The 15,422-nt window shown below is 64.8% G+C and carries 13 protein-coding genes; 8 read left to right on the forward strand and 5 right to left on the reverse strand.

Going from position 1 to position 15,422, the window contains the following annotated elements; all coding sequences use genetic code 11:
• Positions 1-14: 14 nt before the first annotated feature.
• From AC1D05_RS04495 to AC1D05_RS04510, 4 genes are read right to left on the reverse strand one after another with little or no spacing between them, the layout of a single operon-like run.
• Positions 15-671, reverse strand: a complete 657-nt coding sequence (locus tag AC1D05_RS04495) for a GntR family transcriptional regulator (protein WP_477438591.1) — start codon at positions 669-671, stop codon at positions 15-17.
• A gap of 16 nt (positions 672-687) precedes the next feature.
• Positions 688-1,998: an aspartate aminotransferase family protein gene (locus tag AC1D05_RS04500; protein WP_477438593.1), complete on the reverse strand. Its 1,311-nt coding sequence runs from the start codon at positions 1,996-1,998 to the stop codon at positions 688-690.
• On the reverse strand, positions 1,999-3,057 hold the full coding sequence (locus tag AC1D05_RS04505) for a phosphotransferase (RefSeq protein WP_477438595.1): 1,059 nt from the start codon (positions 3,055-3,057) through the stop codon (positions 1,999-2,001).
• Positions 3,054-4,355, reverse strand: a complete 1,302-nt coding sequence (locus AC1D05_RS04510; RefSeq protein ID WP_477438597.1) for an ArgE/DapE family deacylase — start codon at positions 4,353-4,355, stop codon at positions 3,054-3,056. The genes AC1D05_RS04505 and AC1D05_RS04510 overlap by 4 nt, the downstream gene beginning before the upstream one ends.
• Positions 4,356-4,532: 177 nt before the next feature.
• On the opposite strand from AC1D05_RS04510, the gene AC1D05_RS04515 reads away from it, so the two are divergent.
• The 8 genes from AC1D05_RS04515 to AC1D05_RS04550 all read left to right on the forward strand — a co-directional run bounded on the left by AC1D05_RS04515 (position 4,533) and on the right by AC1D05_RS04550 (position 13,594).
• Positions 4,533-5,180 (forward strand): GNAT family N-acetyltransferase, encoded by a 648-nt coding sequence (locus AC1D05_RS04515; protein WP_477438599.1) that lies wholly within the window; start codon positions 4,533-4,535, stop codon positions 5,178-5,180.
• Entirely contained in the window at positions 5,177-7,888 is a 2,712-nt protein-coding gene (locus AC1D05_RS04520) for a winged helix-turn-helix domain-containing protein (protein ID WP_477438601.1), read from the forward strand. The genes AC1D05_RS04515 and AC1D05_RS04520 overlap by 4 nt, the downstream gene beginning before the upstream one ends.
• 84 nt (positions 7,889-7,972) lie before the next feature.
• Positions 7,973-9,094, forward strand: a complete 1,122-nt coding sequence (locus AC1D05_RS04525) for a class II histone deacetylase (protein ID WP_477438603.1) — start codon at positions 7,973-7,975, stop codon at positions 9,092-9,094.
• 4 nt (positions 9,095-9,098) lie between these two features.
• The gene (gene urtB / locus AC1D05_RS04530; protein ID WP_477438605.1) at positions 9,099-9,956 is read left to right on the forward strand and encodes an urea ABC transporter permease subunit UrtB; all 858 of its coding nucleotides are present in this window, start codon (positions 9,099-9,101) and stop codon (positions 9,954-9,956) included.
• Positions 9,953-10,939 (forward strand): branched-chain amino acid ABC transporter permease, encoded by a 987-nt coding sequence (locus AC1D05_RS04535; protein ID WP_477438607.1) that lies wholly within the window; start codon positions 9,953-9,955, stop codon positions 10,937-10,939. The genes urtB and AC1D05_RS04535 overlap by 4 nt, the downstream gene beginning before the upstream one ends.
• The gene (locus AC1D05_RS04540) at positions 10,936-11,640 is read left to right on the forward strand and encodes an ATP-binding cassette domain-containing protein (protein WP_477438609.1); all 705 of its coding nucleotides are present in this window, start codon (positions 10,936-10,938) and stop codon (positions 11,638-11,640) included. Before AC1D05_RS04535 ends, AC1D05_RS04540 begins: the two co-directional genes overlap by 4 nt.
• A 2-nt stretch (positions 11,641-11,642) precedes the next feature.
• Positions 11,643-12,344: an ABC transporter ATP-binding protein gene (locus AC1D05_RS04545; protein WP_477438611.1), complete on the forward strand. Its 702-nt coding sequence runs from the start codon at positions 11,643-11,645 to the stop codon at positions 12,342-12,344.
• 80 nt (positions 12,345-12,424) lie between these two features.
• The gene (locus AC1D05_RS04550) at positions 12,425-13,594 is read left to right on the forward strand and encodes a substrate-binding protein (RefSeq protein ID WP_477438613.1); all 1,170 of its coding nucleotides are present in this window, start codon (positions 12,425-12,427) and stop codon (positions 13,592-13,594) included.
• A 54-nt stretch (positions 13,595-13,648) separates the two neighbouring features.
• On the opposite strand, the gene AC1D05_RS04555 is transcribed toward AC1D05_RS04550, so the two are convergent.
• The gene (locus AC1D05_RS04555) at positions 13,649-15,295 is read right to left on the reverse strand and encodes an acetolactate synthase large subunit (protein WP_477438615.1); all 1,647 of its coding nucleotides are present in this window, start codon (positions 15,293-15,295) and stop codon (positions 13,649-13,651) included.
• Positions 15,296-15,422: the final 127 nt, after the last annotated feature.

A 15,422-nucleotide genomic window follows, 5' to 3' on the forward strand; every position in this document is an offset into this window, starting at 1 on the left:
TGGCGTGCGACCAATCAGTCGGTGGCGCGAAGATTTTCGGAGAGAACCGCGGCCGCCACGGCGATGTCCTGTTCAACGGAGACCCGGACAGCAGGGCCATTGCGCTGCTCCAATGCGGCAACAATCCTGCGATGCGCGTCGTTCGACTGCGGAATGTAGCGATCGGCCTGCATCAGCAGTTTGAGATAGGGCCCAACCCGGCCCCAGAGATCGCGGATCATGTTCAACAGGATCGGCGCGCCGGCATGCTGGTAGATGGCGAAGTGAAACGCCTCGTTCAGCGAGAGATAGGCCTTGGCGTCGCCGGCCTCGATGGCGCGCTGCATGCCGGCCAGCGTCGCCTGTATGTCGACCAGCCCGGTTTCGCTCATCCGCGATGCCGCCATCTCGCCCGCCAACCCTTCGACGGCGATGCGGATGTGGGTCAGTTCCTCGAAGGCAGGGGCCGACAGCAAGGGCACGATGATCGAGCGGTTGTTCTGCATTTCGAGCAGCCGCTCGGCGACCAGCCTTTGCAGCGCCTCACGGATCGGCGTCGTCGAGATGCCGAACGTCTCGGCGAGCTTGCGGATGACAAGCGTTTGGCCCGGGCTGAAGCCGCCTGAAATCAATTCCTGCTTGAGCGCGCCATAGGCGCGATCGTTGAGGGTTTGGTGTTCGAGCTTCAGCATGCGCGGCCCGCTCCGATCACCAATTCGACAGCGCGCGATCGAGCGTCTCGGCCAGTTGCTCTGCATTGTCCCTGGCAAAGGGCAGCGGCGGCCTGATCTTCAGGACATTGCCGCGCGGACCGCAGGACGAGATCAGCACGCCATCCTCGCGCATGGCTTCGACGACAGCTGATGTCTTGCTGGCGGCCAAGGCCTGGTCGCCATCGGCCGTCAGTTCCACGCCGAAATAGAGGCCGTTGTGCCTGACGTCACCGACCATGCCGTGCCGACCCTGCAGCGCACGCAGCAGGTCGGCCGTATAGGCGCCGACATTGCGCGCGTTCTCGATCAGCCCCTCGCCTTCGAGCACCTCAAGCACAGCGATGCCGACGGCGGCCGCGACCGGGTTGCCGCCGAAAGTGTTGAAGTAGCCGGTGTTCGAACCGAAGGACGCGACAAGCTGCGGCCGCACCAGCACCGCGCCCATCGGATGGCCGTCGCCGATCGGCTTGCCCATGGTGACGATGTCCGGCTCGATGCCATAATTGGCAAAACCCCACATGCCTTGGCCAAGCCGGCCGAAACCGGATTGGACCTCATCGGCAATGACGATGCCGCCGGCCTTTCTGACATGATCGGCCGCCTCACGCATCACAGCCGCGTCGGGGAAGAAAATGCCGTCGCTGGAAAAGGCCGAGTCGAGCAGCAGCGCCGCCGGACGGATGTTTTGCGCGCGCATGTCGTCGATGGCGGCGGCGACATTTCCGGCGAAATCGCGCGCCCCGCGGCCATGGTCGCGGAATGTATCCGGCGCTGCCACTGTCCGATGATGCGCGGGCACGCCCTTTGCCCCAACCGCGGCCGGAGACAGCTGCGCCGTGGCGATCGTGGCGCCGTGATAGGCGAAGTCGGTAATGATGACACCGGTGCCACCGCTCGAATGCTGGGCGATGCGGATGGCGAGATCATTGGCCTCGCTGCCGGTGCAGGTGAACATCGCGTGGCCGAGATGGGCCGGAACCGTGCCGAGCAGCTTTTCCGCGTAGTCGAGGATGATCTCGCTGAGATAGCGCGTGTGCGTGTTGAGCGTGGCGGCCTGCCCCGACAATGCCTCGACGACACGCGGATGGCAGTGGCCGACCGAGGCGACATTGTTGTAGGCGTCGAGGAATTTGCGCCCCTGCGCGTCGTAGAGCCAGACCCCGCTGCCGCGCACCAGATGGATCGGGTTGCGGTAGAAGGCGCGATAGGTCGGCCCAAGCAGCCTGGCGCGGCGCTCGAGCAGAGCTTGCTGGGATGCCGTCGAGTCGGCATTTGCAGGATATGGTGAGGACTGGGACACGAGCATCTACTCCGGATTGGAATGGTCGAGGAAATAGCGGCGGGCGTCAGTGGACGACAGCCCGTCCAGCCTTTCGAGCGAGGCCCAGACCTCGGTGATGAGGCGCAGAACATAGTCGCGCTTGGCCGGGAACCGCTCCGCCTGCCAGCTGGCGATGTTGGCGATTAGCGCAAGGCGGGCGCGGATCAGATCGAAAAGGATGCCAATCTCTTCGGCCTCAAGCGGTTGCACCGACTGGTAGCCGGCGACGAAGCGCGCGGCCGGCGCCAGCGGATGACCTTCCGCCGGCCAGCGGTAGACGGCGCCAATGGCGACGTCGCAGATCAGGGGCGAATGGATCATGTCGCCGAAATCGAGAATGCCGGTCACGACCTCCGGCCGCGACGCGTCCATCACCACATTGTAGGAATTCATGTCGTTGTGGACGATCTGCGCACGCAGCGTCGGTACGACCGGCGCCGCATGCTCCTCGAACGCGTCCATCACACGCTCGACCATGGCTCGGTGGCCGGCATCGGCTATGTGCGTCAGCATTGGCCGCGTCTTGGCGACCTTGCGGATGTCCCAGAGCAGGTCGCTGCCGGCGGCCGGATGGAAAAAGCCGCGCAGTGCCCGCCCGAGCCGGGCGAGGAAAATGCCTAGATTGCGATCCTGCGCCTCTGATGTGGGCGAGCGCGACAGCAGCTGGCCGGGCAGATAGGTCACCAGCCGGATGATGCGCGGCGCCGATCCACTGATGCTGACCGCGAACTGCGCTTCGCCCGCAAGGCTTTTACGCACCGAGGGAACCGGCAAGGTCGGGTCCACCGCCAGGATGTGGTCGAGCGCCTTGTTCTGGAAATCGGTGAAGCCGGCTTCTTCCGCCGGATGGGAGACCTTGAGGACGAACTCGCCCTCGCCTTCGGTCTGGATGTGGAAATTGTGGTCGCGTTCGCCCGGTAGCGGACACGCGCTGCCGGTGAGCCCGTAGTGCCGGCGCAAGATGGCCAGCGCGTCGGCGATCGAAACGTCAGGCGCGTCCTCGGCGAGCGTTTCGCCGAAACCGTCGGGCACGACTGCGTTCATGAGCTCGCCTCGGGATCGATGGGCTCGAGACCGCACCAGTCGGCGATGAACAGCGCAATGGTCTGGGTGACCTTGCGCACAGAATCCAGATCGACGGCCTCGTCATAGCCATGCGGCATGCGGCAGATCGGGCCGTAGACGATCGCCGGCGTGTCGGCATAGAGGCCGAAGAAGCGCGCATCCGTCGTCGCCGAGGTGACGTGCTCCGTCAGCGGCTCGCCCCACACGGCGGTGTGGCTGCGCCGCAGCACGGCTTCCATCTCGTCGGCATCCTGTAGCACATAGCCCTCGGCCATGAAGCCGTTATAGGTCATTGTGGGCGGGCGATTGGCCAGGAACGGATCGGCACGCGCCGCATCGGCGATGCAGGCTTCGAGTTCGGCTCTCGCATCCTCCAGCTTCTGGCCGGGATAGGTGGCGACGCGCATCTCGAAAACGCAGCGCGCCGGAACGCTCGATGTCCATTCGCCGCCTTCGATCTTGCCGAGGTTGAAGCGGATCGGATGCGGATGATTGCAGAAATGCGGATCATCGACCTTGCGCGCATTCCAGACGATTTCGAGCTGCTTCAGCGCCTGGATGATGACGAAGGCCTTTTCGATGGCGTTGGCGCCAGCCGAGAAAGCGCCGGAGGCGTGCTGCGGATCGCCATCGACCTCGACCCTGAACCAGATCGGTCCGACCTGCGCCCGCATCAGCCTTGGTTCCAGTGGTTCGGGAATGAAGGCGGCGTCGGCGCGGTAGCCGCGCTGCAGGCAAGCGAGCGCGCCATTGCCGGTGCATTCCTCCTCGACCACCGACTGTAGGAAGACACTCGCGGCCGGCTGATAGCCGAGGCTGTGCAAGGCGGCCAACGCGTAGAGACAGGCCGACAGGCCGGCCTTCATGTCGCCGGCGCCACGGCCATGCATCCAGCCATCCTCGATGGCCGGATCGTAGGGGTCACGCACCCAGCGGTCGAGCGGTCCCGTCGGCACGACATCGATATGGCCGTTGAGGATCAGCGAGCGGCCGGTGGCGTTTCGCGGCGTGTGGGTGGCAACGACGTTGAAGGCGTCGTCATAGGAAACCGCAACCGGCGAAAACCCCGGAAGATCGCGGATCGCGTCGACGTCAACACGCCACATATCGACCGCATAGCCATCGGCCTGATAGGCAGCCGCCATGAAGGATTGCGCGGTGTGCTCGTCGCCACGCTGGGAAGGAAAGCGCACGAGATCCGCCAGGAATGCGACTTGCCGCGCGAAGCCGTCATCGACCGCGCGCAAAATGGCTTCATCGGCAATTCGCTCAGGCATGATATTCCGCTTTCCCGTGGATGGTGTATCATATCTCATATGCCATTCTAGGGAAAGGCAAAGAGACAGGTCGGGCCAAAACGATGGCCCAACCGGGGAACCTCTTGGCAGGCGGGCGCAGAGTTGGCATCAGCTTAACGTATGCCAGCGAAGTCGCATGGCAGAGATCGAGGACAGATGCTGGTCACCGAAGGCCCATTGCCGGATGAAATCACCGATCTCTCGTCCGGCTACCGGCGCGTGCCGGCCGGCAAGATCGTCAACGCGGTGACATGGATGGAAGCGCGTGCCCCGATGCCGGGTCTCGCCCAACCCTTGGCAATGACCCGGTTCACGAAGCCCGACAGCGCCTCCTACCGCGCGATCTTCCTCGAGATCGGCGCTCCGTGGCTGTGGGACCGCGCTGCAGAAATGTCGGATGCCGAAGTTGCCGCGCATTTCGCCGACCCTCGCCAGCATCTCTATTACGGCCATGATGAAAGCGGCGACCATGTCGGCATGGTCGAATTCTCCATGACCGACGACAATGAGATCGAGATCACTTATTTCGGCCTGTTCCCCGCCTTGCCCGGCCGGGGCCTCGGCAAGCGGCTGATGGCCGGCGCGCTCGATCAGGCATGGCGTCTCGGCCCTCGCCGCATCTGGCTGCACACGAGCAGTATCGATCATCACAGCGTCATCGGTTTCTACAGGGCGTGCGGGTTTGAGGCCTATGCGGCCGGTTTCGAAATCACGGACGATCCGCGGATCAAGGGAACCCTGCCGCACGATGCAGCACCGCAAATCCCGTTGATCGAAACGGAATGGGTGCCCGGCGCCAGATGAGACCGTCTTCGCAACCCGCCACCCAGGCATCGCAGCACCATCGACGGTGGGTAAGGCGCGAAAACATCCTGTCGAGGCTGGAGCGGCATGTCGACACGCGCATCGTGCTGTTCGCCGCGCCCGCCGGCTTCGGCAAGTCGACGACGATGGCGCAGTGGGCGGCTGAGGTCGCGCGCCACGGCCGGTTGACCGCATGGCTGTCCTGCGAGGCGACGGACAATGACGAAGGCGCCTTCCTGTCGCATCTGGTAGGGGCGCTGCGCCATCTCGTCCAGAACCCGGCCGAACTCGACCTTGCCTTCCAGTCGAGCCCGATCCCGCAGCTCGACGTGGTGTTGGCAGCACTGGTGGCGGGTCTCGCGGCGCGCGACGCCAACATCACTTTGTTCTTCGACGACTACCACGCCATCGAAGCGCCGGCGGTGAAGCGGTTCATGGAGCGGCTGACCCGGCAGGCGCCCGCCAACGTCGCCTTCGTCATCGGTTCGCGCAACCTGCCCGACCTGCAGCTCGGCAAGCTCAGGGTGCTTGGCGATGTTTTCGAATTCGGCCCTGACGATCTGCGCTTCGCCTCGTCGGAAGCCGAAGCCTTCTTCAACGACAAATTGGGCCTGAGCATTAGCAGTGGCACGGTGGAAACCTTGTGCTCACGGACCGAAGGCTGGGCCGCCGGCCTGCAACTCGCCTCGCTGTCGCTCAGTGCCGCACATGCACCGGAAACCGTCATCGGCAACTTCACCGGCGCCAACCGCAACGTCGCCGACTTCCTGATGGGCGAAGTCTTCCTGGGACTGCCGCCGGCGCTGGCGAAATTCCTGCTCCACAGTTCGATCTTCGAGCGCTTCAGCGCCGAGGCGTGCCGGGCCGTCTTGCGCGCGGCAGACGCCGAGGCCGACATCACCGAGATCGAGACCCGCAATTTGTTCCTCGTGCCGCTCGACGAGGAGCGGCGCTGGTTCCGCTATCATCACCTGTTCCATGACTTCCTCAGCCGTGAAATGGAACGGCGCGAACCCGAGATGATCGCACCGCTGCATCTGGCAGCAGCCGAATGGTTCGGCGAACGCAAGATGCTGACCGAGGCGATCGGGCATGCGCTCGCCGCCGGCGACCAGGCCCGCGCGGCGGTGTTCGTCGAGAACAACGCGCTCGAACTCATCGCCCAATGCCAGCTGCTTTATGTGCGCCAGTTGCTGGCGCTGCTGCCGAAGAAACTGGTCGACCAGCGCATCCGGCTGCAACTCGTCGTGTTGTGGCTGGCGGTGCACTCAAGCCAGCCCGAGATTGCCCAGCAGACGCTTGCTAATGCGCGCAAGCTGGTCGAGGCCGGGCCGGCCGACGGCAAGGATCCGGGCACGCTGACCGGCACCACGATCGAGGCCGAAATCGCTGTCCTCGATGCCGCCGTGCACAGCACGCTGGAGCAGTTCGAGGCCGCGCGCGACACCGCACTGTCTGCCCTGCGCATCATCGCCCCCGATGCCTGGTTTATGGAAGGCGCGACCGCCAATGTCATCGGCTACAATCTCTATGCGCTGGGCGACCTAGAAGGCGCACGCGCGGCAGCGGACGCCGCGCGCAAGGCGCATGAGCGAAGCGGCAGTCTTCTCGGCGTAACCATCGCCAATTGCTACATGGCGGTCATCGAACGCTCGGCCGGACGCCTGCCCGCGGCGGAAAAGCTGCTGCGCAACACGATCATCGAGGCGAGGACGCGGATCGGCGCGAACTCCTATGCCGAGGCGCTCGCCGGAACGCTGCTTGCCGAACTTGCCTACGAGACCAACGCATCCGGCGAGGCGCTGACGCTGGTCGAGAATCTCGGACCGCTGATCGAGGGCGCTGCGGTCATCGTCTACCCCCTGGCCAGCGTGCCGACCTATGCCCGCGTGCTGCAGCTGACCGGTCGTGGCGACGCGGCACTGGACATGCTGGAGCGCGTCTACCAGCGCGTGCGCGGCTCCGTCTATCGCCGCCTCGCTTCGGTGCTGGTGCATGATCGCATCCGGCTGCTCATCGATCAGAACCGCGTCGCCGAGGCACGCGCCCTGCTGAGCGAGCATCGCCGCGAAAGCGCCGAAACCACCCCCACCGTCGCCAACGAATTCGAGTTCTTCGCCGAAGGGCGGCTGTTGACGGCGGAGAAATCCTACACCGCCGCCGCCGCGCTTTTCGACACGCTGATGGAGCGAACCAAAAGCAGCGGGCGCATGCGCCGCCACATACTGGCGCTGATCCTGCGTGCCAAGAATGCCGGCCAGGACCAGCGCGAGGCCGATCGCCATCTCCTCGAAGCGTTGCGTCTTGCCCAGCCTTCAGGTTTCATCCGCTCCTTCGTCGATGAGGGCAGGCCTGTTGTCGAAGGGCTGATGCGGCTGCGCGCCGCTCAGGCAAAGACCGACCCCGCCCTTTCGGCCTATGCGACGCGCATCATCGATGCCGCGCAGACGATGCTTGTCGCGACACGCAAGCCCGCCGCACCAGCCGAGAAAGAACAGCTGACCCAGCGCGAGTCCGAATTGCTGCGCTGCCTGTCGGAAGGCCTATCCAACAGGGATATCGCGGTTGCGCTGTCGGTCAGCGAAACGACGGTGAAATGGCATTTGAAGAACATTTTCGGCAAGCTCTCGGTATCGAATCGCGTCCAGGCCGTGCGCGCCGCTCAGGCCGCCGCGAGCCTCCGTCCCCCTCCGAAAGGAGGGGCATAGGCATCTGGCACAACCCCCTCTTTCGGGTCGGGCCATGAGATCGTTAGCCTGCTAGCCTCCTCTGGATTGCAGAGGACGCTGCTTATGGCGACAGGTTACGTTTTTCACGAACAGCTGATGTGGCATGACACCGGCTCCAGCGCCGACATGATGCCTCCCGGCCGTTTCGTGGAGCCTGGACGGCACCTGGAATCGCCGGGGTCGAAGCGCCGGCTGAACAATCTGATCCAGGTCAGCGGCTTGGCGCGCCATCTGGTGCCGATCGTCGCCGAGCCGGTGACGGTCGAGGATTTGCTGCGTGTACACACGCAGCGCCACGTCGATGATATTCGCATGCTTAGCGAGCGCGGCTCCGGCTTCGCCGGCCCGCAGGCGCCGATCGGCCTCAACAGTTTCGACATCGCGCTGTTGTCCGCCGGCACCACCTATGCGGCGATGCGCGCGGTGCTGACCGGCCGCGTCGACAACGCCTATGCGCTGGCGCGCCCGCCGGGGCATCATGCCGAGCCCGACCAGGCGATGGGCAACTGCCTGTTCTCCAACATCGGCGTAGCCGTGCGCCGGTTGCAGCATGAGGGCCTGCTCGGCCGTGCGGCGATAGTCGACTGGGACGTGCATCACGGCAACGGCACCGAGACGGTGTTTTATTCCGACCCGTCGGTGCTGACCATTTCCCTGCATCAGCACAATCTCTACCCGACCGGACGCGGCGCGCTGGCCGACAATGGCAAGGGCGAAGGCGAAGGCTACAACATCAACATCCCGCTGCCGGCCGGCAGCGGCACCGGCGCCTATGAAGCGACCTTCGACCGCGTCGTCGCCCCTGCGTTGCGCGCCTTCAAGCCGGACCTCGTCATCGTCGCGTCCGGTTTCGACGCCTCGGGCTTCGATCCGCTCGGCCGCATGATGCTCAACAGCGAATGCTTCCGGCGCCTTGCCGCGCGCATGGTGGCTCTGGCCGCCGAGACGTCGAGCGGACGCCTGATGATGAGCCACGAAGGCGGCTACTCCGAAGGCTACGTGCCGTTCTGCGGTCATGCCGTCATCGAGACGCTGGCCAATCATCGCACCGAAGTGGTCGACCCGCTGTCAGACCATATCGACGAATGGGCCGGGCAGGACTTGCAGCCGCACCAGGCTGCAGTTATCGACGCCGCCGAAGGCCTGCTCGCCGGCCTGCGGCAACGCCTCGCAAGTGCTGCCTGACGCGATGGATTTTCTGGTCACCACGCTCCTCAATGCCCTGACGCTGATCAGCATCCTGATGCTGGTCGGCCTCGGGCTGGCGATCAGCTTCGGCCTGATGAACGTGACCAACCTCGCACACGGCGAGTTCGTCACCGTCGGCGCCTTCGCTGTCTATTTCGTCCAGAGCATCGGCGGCTCCTTCTGGCTGGGGCTCGCCGCCGCGCCCATCGCCGGCGCCGTGGTCGGCTGTATCCTGGAATTCGCCATCATCCGCCATCTCTATTCGCGGCCGGTCTCAACCGTGCTTGCCACCTGGGGCGTCAGCCTGATCCTGCAGCAAGGGCTGGAGCTGACCTTCGGGCTCGGCGCCAAGCCGGTGACGCCGCCGATCGAAGGCACGCTCGACCTGTTCTTCACCGTCTATCCGGCTTACCGGTTGATCCTGATCGCCATTGCCATGCTGACCCTGCTCGGCGTCGTCCTGCTGATCGGCCGGACATCGTTCGGGCTCGACATCCGCACCGTGATCCAGAACCGCGAGATGGCCGAAGGCGTCGGCATCAACACGCGGCGCACCTACGCCATCGCCTTCACCTTCGGCGCGGCCATCGCCGGGCTTGCCGGCGGGCTGGTCGCGCCGCTGGCGATCGTGCTGCCGCAAATGGGGGTCAACTATCTCGCCAACGCCTTCTTCGTCGTCATTGTCGGCGGCGTTGGCTCGATCGGCGGCCTGGTCGCCGGCAGTGTCTTCGTCGGCGGGCTGACCAGCGTGCTCAACTACCAGATCTCGCCGTCGCTGGCGCAAGCGATCGTGCTGCTCGCGGCCATCGTCGCCGTGCGGCTGCGGCCCAACGGCCTGTTCAATGGGGCATCGCGATGATCGCGCGCGACCGCAACTGGCTGCTGATCTTCGCCGTCTGCGTGGTGCTCACGGTTCTCTATCCGCTTTTCGCCGACGGCTACCAACTGACAGTGATCCGTGACGCGCTGATCTTCGGCCTGTTCGCGGCGAGCCTTGATTTCTTCTGGGGCCGCACCGGCATCCTGTGTTTCGGCCACGCCGCCTTCTTCGGCATTGGCGGCTACATCATGGCGCTGGTCACGCTCAACGACGCGATCCCCTTCGGCAGCCTGCTCGGAATCCTGGGGGCGGCGGCAGGGGCAGCCTTCGTCGCGGCCATCATCGGTTACTTCCTGTTCTTCGGCGGCATCCGCGGCAGCTACTTCACCATCGTCACGCTGGCGATGGGCGTCATCTGCCAGCAGGCCGCCGTCTCCTGGAGTTCGGTCACCGGCGGCGACAGCGGCCTGATCGGCATCCCGGCGATCGAATTCGATGTTGGCGGCACGCATGTCGATCTCAGTCAGGATCTTCCTTCCTACATCTTCGTGGCCGCCATCGTCGCGGTGGTCGTGCTGGCGCTGTGGTCGATCAGCCGGGGCCGCTGGGGCACGGTGCTGACCGCTATCCAGGACAATGAGGTTCGGGCGGCGGCACTCGGCCATAACGCACCTCTGCGGCTGCTCGTCACCTTCGTCCTGTCCGCCGCGATCGCCGGGCTCGCTGGCGCGCTCTATGTCTGCATGGCCGGGCTGGTGGCGCCCGATCTCTCCGGACTGCTGCTGTCGACGGAAGTCATCGTCTGGGTGGCCGTGGGTGGGCGCGGCACGCTGCTCGGTCCGGTGCTGGGCGCCATCGCCATCCAGCGCGCGCAGCAGACGATCAGCAGCTTCAACCCGAGCCTATGGCCGCTGCTGCTCGGCTGCGTCTTCGTCATCATCGTCTTCGTCCTGCCGGACGGCATCCTGTCGATCTACGCACGGCTGAAGAGCCTGTTCAAAGGCCGGAGGCGCGCACAATGAGCGATGTGCTGCTCCAGGCCGAGAATGTCGGCATCCGCTTCGGCGGGCTGCAAGCGCTGGAGGGGTTGAACCTTACCGTGCGCGACAAGGAGCTCCGCTGCATCATCGGGCCGAACGGCGCCGGCAAGAGCACCTTCCTCAACGTGCTGACCGGCACGCTTCGCCCGACCAGCGGCAGCGTGCGCTTCCTCGGCCACGACATTGCCGGTCTGCCGCTGTACCGTATTGCCCGGCTCGGCATCGCCCGCAAATTCCAGATCCCCTCGGTCTTTCCGAGCCTCTCGGTGGAAGACAATCTGAAGGTGGCGCGATGGGGCGTGCCCTCGCCGGTTCGCCCGGTCGGCGAGTTGCTGGAACTGGTCGCGCTCGGCAACCGTGCCGCCACGCCGGCCGGCGAACTCGCGCACGGCCAGAAGCAATGGCTGGAGATCGGCATGGCGCTGGCGATCGAGCCTCGGCTGCTGCTGCTCGACGAGCCGACCGCCGGCATGACGCCGCAGGAAACGCTGGCGACCGCCGAGATGCTGCTGCGGCTCAAGGGCGAGTTCTCGATCGTCGCCGTCGAGCACGACATCCGCTTCGTGCGCGCGCTGAACTGCGAGACGCTGGTCCTGCATCAGGGACGCCGGCTGCGCAGTGGTCCTTTCCATGACATCGAGACCGACGAAATGGTCCGCGACGTCTATCTGGGGAGGCGCTGACCATGCTGCGGACACTCGCGGTCTCGGCCGGCTATGGGCTGCTCCCGGTGCTGAACGGCATCGACCTCAGCGTGACATCAGGTGAAGTCGTCGGCCTGCTTGGTCGCAACGGCGCCGGCAAGACGACGCTGCTGCGCGTCATCGCCGGCGGCTTGAAGGCGAGCGGTGGCGCTGTAGTTCTCGGCGACCAGGACCTGACCAACGCACCGGCCTTCCGCCGCGCGCGGGCGGGCATCGCGCATGTGCCGCAGGGGCGCGGCATCTTCAACCAGCTGACGGTGCGGCAGAACCTGGAGGTCGGCACGCGTGCCGCCAAGGAGCGTGGCGACGGCGGCATTCCTGACGACATCTTCGGCTATTTTCCGATCCTGCGCGAACGCGAGGCACAAGTCGCCGGCACGCTTTCGGGCGGCCAGCAGCAGATGCTGGCGATCGGCCGCGCGCTCTGCGGCTTGCCATCGGTGCTGCTGCTCGACGAGCCCTCGGAGGGTATCCAGCCGAACATCGTGCAGTCGATCGCCGAGCTGGTGCCGCGCATCGCCCGCGAGCGCGGCATCGCGATCGTTCTCGTGGAACAGAATCTCGATCTCGTTCTCAAGGCGGCCGACCGCTGCCTGGTGATGGAGAAGGGCAGGATCGTGCACGAAGGCACACCGGAGGCGTTCGCCGACGAGAGCCTGCTCAAGGATTTGTTGGCCCTATAGAGCGCGCTGAAGCGCGCCTGGGACCTCTTGGCTTTGTAAGGCGTGCATGGGGCGCGCCTGGACTGGAAGGGAACATAACAATGATAAGCAGAAGAACGATCCTCAAATCCGGCGGCGCTGCGGCCGCCTTCGCCATGGTCGGCGCGCCGTCGATCCTGCGCGCTGCCGATACCGTCAAGGTCGGCCTGTCGATCCCGATCACCGGGCTGCAGGCGATCCTCGGCGAAACGCTGCTCAATTGCTACAAGCTCGCTGCCGCCGAACTCAACGCCGCCAACGGCATTGGCGGCCGCCAGGTCGAGTTGTTCATCGAGGACAACCAGACCACGACCAAGGGCGCCATCGACAAGGCCCGAAAACTCCTCAACGAAGACAAGGTCGACGTGGTGATGGGCACGATCATTTCGCCCGAACGCAGTGCGACGTTGTCGGTGACCTCGAAGGCCAAGAAGCTGTTCTTCTACCCAACCAATTTCGAGGGCGGCGAGTGCAACCGCTACTTCGTCGCGACCGGTCCGATCCCGATGCAGCAGGTCGACCCGATGATGCCGTGGGCGGCGGAAAACCTCGGCAAGACCATCTATGTCATGGCCTCGGACTATGCCTGGCCGCAGAAGATGACCGAGGCGATCACGGCCGCCTATGAAAAGGCCGGCGGCAAGATCATCGGCGCAGATTACTATCCATTCGGCACCACGGATTTCGGCCCAGCCTTCCAGAAGATAAAGTCGCTGAAGCCCGACGTCGTCTGGTCGATGGTGGTCGGCAACGACGCCGTCACCCAGCTCAAGCAGTATCGCTCTTTCGACATAAAGCAGCCGCTGATCGCGCCGCTCGACGAGGTGTTCAACAAGGACGCGCTGCCGCCCGGCGTCGCCGCCGGCACCTACGCGCCGCAGCCTTACTGGATGGCGCTCGACAATCCGGTCAACAAGAAGTTCATCGCCAGCTTCCGCGAAAAGTTCGGCCAGGAAAAGATGGTCAACGGCATCGGCGAAGCGGGCTATAACGGCCTGCATCTCTACGCGCTGGCTGCCGAGAAGGCAGGATCGTTGAAGGATGACGATGTGCTGAAGGCACTGCCGACGATCGAGTTCGACGCGCCGCAAGGCAAGATCCGTGTCGACGCCAACAACAATCACACGCTCTGCCATTCCTATGTCGGCAAGGCGGCAACCGACGGCATCAGCTACGAGATCGTCAAGGATTTCGGCACCATCGCGCCGGTCACGCCTTACTGCAAGGTATAGGAGCCTCGGCAACGGCTCCAAGCAATCATGACGGCGGCGGCTTTTTCGCTGCCGTCAGGGCGTCTGCGGCGCCGGCAGCCGCTCGCGCAATTCGTCGACGAGCACCTTGGTGTTTTCGGAGTAGTCGATGGGCACGACGACGAGATGCACGCCGCCGCCGGTGAAGGCCTGTTCAAGGGCTGGCCGCAAGTCGGCAATCTCGCCAACCCTCGTCCCTTTGGCACCGTAGGCCTCGGCGTATTTGACGAAATCGGGATTGCCGAAGGTCATGCCGAAATCCGGGAATTCGTCGACCGCCTGCTTCCAGCGGATCATGCCATAGGCATGGTCTTCGAGCAGCAGGACGACGAGGTTGAGCTTGAGCCTGACGGCGGTTTCCAGTTCCTGGCTGTTCATCATGAAGCCGCCATCGCCGCAGATCGCCATGACACGGCGCCCGGGATAGAGCAGTGCCGCCATCATCGCCGACGGCAAGCCCGCGCCCATGGTGGCCAGCGCATTGTCGAGCAGCAGCGTGTTTGCCATGCGCGTGCGGTAATTGCGCGCGAACCAGATCTTGTACATGCCGTTGTCGAGAGCGAGGATCCCATCCGCCGGCATCACGGCGCGGACATCATGCACGATGCGTTGCGGCGTGAAGCGGTCTTCGGTGGCGCGCGCTGCGATCCGGCTCAAAATACCTTCCCTGAGCGGCAGCAAGGCCTGCGCGTTGGGGATCTGGCCCTCGATGCGGTCGGCCAGCAGCGCCAGCGAAGGCCCGAGGTCGCCGACGATCTCGGCCTGTGGAAAATAGACCTGCTCGACATCGGCCGTTTGATAGCCGACATGGATGACCTTCGGCCCGTTGGCACCCATGATGAAGGGCGGTTTCTCGACCGTGTCGTGGCCGATGGTGATGATCAGATCGGCCTGCTCGATAGCCTCGTGCACATAGTCGCGCTCCGAAAGGGCGGCCGTTCCCATATAGAGCTCGGTGCCGCCGGGCACTGTGCCCTTGCCCATCTGCGTGGTGAAGTAGGGAATTTGCGTGCGCAGCACGAACTGGGCGACATCGGGGGTGACGCGCGGCCGCGAGGCTGCCGCGCCGAACATCAGCAGCGGACGCCTGGCTTCCATGATCATGCGGGCGGCGCGATCAAGCGCGCCTGGGCTCGCCAGCGGCAGTTCGACCGGGTGCGTTGGCACCAGTGCGATCGGTTCGCACTCCGCCGCCGCGATGTCTTCCGGCAGTTCCAGATGCACGGGGCCGGGACGCTCTTCCTGGGCAACGCGAAAAGCTTCGCGCACCAGCGAGGGGATCATCTTCGGCGAGACGATCTGGCGCGACAGCTTGGTCAGCGGCCTCATCGCCGCGACGATGTCGACGATCTGGAAGCGCGCCTGCCGCGATGACAGGATGCCCTTCTGGCCGGTGATCATGATCATCGGCATCGCGCCGAGCAGCGCATAGGCTGACCCCGTCGTCAGATTGAGCGCGCCGGGGCCAAGCGTGGTGATGCACACGCCTGCCTTGCCGGTAAGCCGGCCATAGGTGGCGGCCATGAAGGCTGCCGCCTGTTCGTGGCGGGTCAGGATCAGCTGGATCGACGAGCGGCGGATGGATTCGACTATGTCCAGGTTTTCTTCGCCCGGAATGCCGAAGATCCGGTCGACCCCTTCATTCTCGAGGGCCGCGACGAACAGATCCGAACCTTTGGTCATGAACCGCCTCTCCTGCAATGCGCACATTCCGTCAGCCACCTTCATATGGCAGGGAAGGCGACGCCGCAAAGAGGTTGTCTTCGACCGCGGGGCAAAGGCGCGTGTTGCAATCCGCTGCCTTGGGCGA

This window comes from Mesorhizobium sp. P2_E9 (assembly GCF_056403815.1).

What these genes read in the sequence shown, in the direction of transcription:
- AC1D05_RS04510 (WP_477438597.1), bottom strand. Translation starts at nt 4,355, where the DNA reads ATGCCTGAGCGAATTGCCGATGAAGCCATTTTGCGCGCGGTCGATGAC.
- AC1D05_RS04500 (WP_477438593.1), bottom strand. Translation starts at nt 1,998, where the DNA reads ATGCTCGTGTCCCAGTCCTCACCATATCCTGCAAATGCCGACTCGACG.
- AC1D05_RS04550 (WP_477438613.1), top strand. Translation starts at nt 12,425, where the DNA reads ATGATAAGCAGAAGAACGATCCTCAAATCCGGCGGCGCTGCGGCCGCC.
- AC1D05_RS04495 (WP_477438591.1), bottom strand. Translation starts at nt 671, where the DNA reads ATGCTGAAGCTCGAACACCAAACCCTCAACGATCGCGCCTATGGCGCG.
- AC1D05_RS04505 (WP_477438595.1), bottom strand. Translation starts at nt 3,057, where the DNA reads ATGAACGCAGTCGTGCCCGACGGTTTCGGCGAAACGCTCGCCGAGGAC.
- AC1D05_RS04525 (WP_477438603.1), top strand. Translation starts at nt 7,973, where the DNA reads ATGGCGACAGGTTACGTTTTTCACGAACAGCTGATGTGGCATGACACC.
- AC1D05_RS04520 (WP_477438601.1), top strand. Translation starts at nt 5,177, where the DNA reads ATGAGACCGTCTTCGCAACCCGCCACCCAGGCATCGCAGCACCATCGA.
- AC1D05_RS04555 (WP_477438615.1), bottom strand. Translation starts at nt 15,295, where the DNA reads ATGACCAAAGGTTCGGATCTGTTCGTCGCGGCCCTCGAGAATGAAGGG.
- urtB (WP_477438605.1), top strand. Translation starts at nt 9,099, where the DNA reads ATGGATTTTCTGGTCACCACGCTCCTCAATGCCCTGACGCTGATCAGC.
- AC1D05_RS04545 (WP_477438611.1), top strand. Translation starts at nt 11,643, where the DNA reads ATGCTGCGGACACTCGCGGTCTCGGCCGGCTATGGGCTGCTCCCGGTG.
- AC1D05_RS04515 (WP_477438599.1), top strand. Translation starts at nt 4,533, where the DNA reads ATGCTGGTCACCGAAGGCCCATTGCCGGATGAAATCACCGATCTCTCG.
- AC1D05_RS04540 (WP_477438609.1), top strand. Translation starts at nt 10,936, where the DNA reads ATGAGCGATGTGCTGCTCCAGGCCGAGAATGTCGGCATCCGCTTCGGC.
- AC1D05_RS04535 (WP_477438607.1), top strand. Translation starts at nt 9,953, where the DNA reads ATGATCGCGCGCGACCGCAACTGGCTGCTGATCTTCGCCGTCTGCGTG.